The following is a 1292-nucleotide window of genomic DNA, read 5'->3' on the forward strand; positions in this document are numbered from 1 at the left end:
GGGGATCGATCCCAAAGGCAAACGGCGGGTCTATGAGCGCATCATCCAAACCCCTAGCGGAAAATCTGCTGCTGCTGCCGCGGCTCCTGCTTCTGCCCCCAAGGGATCCCCTTCTGGCACCCGCCTCAATGCCGAGGTGGTGGCTCAGGTGCAGCAGTTGCTCAGCCAAGGCTACCGCATCGGCACCGAACATGCGGACAAGCGCCGTTTTCGCACCTCTTCTTGGCAAAGCTGTAGCCCCATCGAGGCCACCCAAGTGCCGCAAGTGGTGGCAGCTCTGGAAGCCTGTCTGGAGGAACATCGCGGCGAATACGTCCGCCTGCTGGGTATTGACCCAAAAGCCAAACGGCGAGTGCTGGAGCAGATCATCCAAACCCCTTGAGGGATCCCAGCTTTTTTTGACCTCTGTTGGTTCAAGCCCAACCCCCCAGCGATGAGGAGCACTTTGTTGGCCTCTACTTTGCCCAACTCCATGACGCTCCGCGCCTTGCCTGGCCAGAACGACGAAACTCGCTATTTTGTCAGTGGTGAGGTACAGGTGGAAGCCGGGGCGGGGATTGGGGCAGGGGTGCTGCTGCGGGCCAACCCCGGCTGTCGAATTCACATCGGGCGCGGCGCGTGTATCGGCATGGGATCCGTTCTGCACGCCTGTGGGGGATCCCTCATCGTGGAGGCGGGAGCAACCTTGGGAATGGGGGTGCTGGTGATCGGGCAGGGCACCATCGGCAAAAACGCCTGCATCGGCTCAGAAACCACAGTGCTGAATTGTTCGGTGCTCAGCCAAGCAGTCATTCCCCCCGGCTCGCTGCTCGGGGATCCCACCTATGGTTTCGATCTCCAGGAGGCGGGCGGCAGCAAGCCCATCCCGGCAGAGCCCTCGCCGGCGGCAGTGGAAATGGCTCCAGAGATGTCGCCTGAGCCGTCTCCCCCACCCAGTTCTCCGGTGGCCAATGTTGAAAAGCAAACCCGCCGTTGGCACCAAGAAAAATCCGACTCCCCAGAGACCAAAACCCATAAGCTCAATGGGATCCCTGGCCATTGGGAATTGGATCGCCTCTTGAGCAAGATTTATCCCCATCGACAGGTGCTCTCCTCTGGGGATAGCCGGCTCTAATGGCTAAACTGGCGTGAGTAGTTAGGATGCCGATGTCAACCTCTCTGGGCCTGATTCAGACGCGCAGCTTTCCGGTCATCGTGCGCATTGCCGACGCTATGACCAAGTCGGCAGGCGTGACGCTGATCGGCTTTGAGAAAACCTCGGGGGGCTATTGCACAGCCATTGTGCGGGGGGG

Annotated in this window: 3 protein-coding genes; all 3 read left to right on the top strand. The window is 60.4% G+C overall.

Going from position 1 to position 1292, the window contains the following annotated elements:
- On the top strand, positions 1-382 hold a 382-nt coding region (locus NW815_RS13060; protein ID WP_414416096.1), incomplete at its 5' end, for a ribulose bisphosphate carboxylase small subunit.
- A gap of 66 nt (positions 383-448) precedes the next feature.
- Positions 449-1114: a hypothetical protein gene (locus NW815_RS13065; protein WP_414343636.1), complete on the top strand. Its 666-nt coding sequence runs from the start codon at positions 449-451 to the stop codon at positions 1112-1114.
- Between the two features lie 26 nt (positions 1115-1140).
- A partial coding sequence (locus NW815_RS13070) for a BMC domain-containing protein (protein WP_414416097.1) occupies positions 1141-1292 on the top strand: 152 nt, incomplete at its 3' end.

Source organism: Synechococcus sp. R6-7 (genome assembly GCF_047461695.1).
Lineage (GTDB): Bacteria > Cyanobacteriota > Cyanobacteriia > Thermostichales > Thermostichaceae > Thermostichus.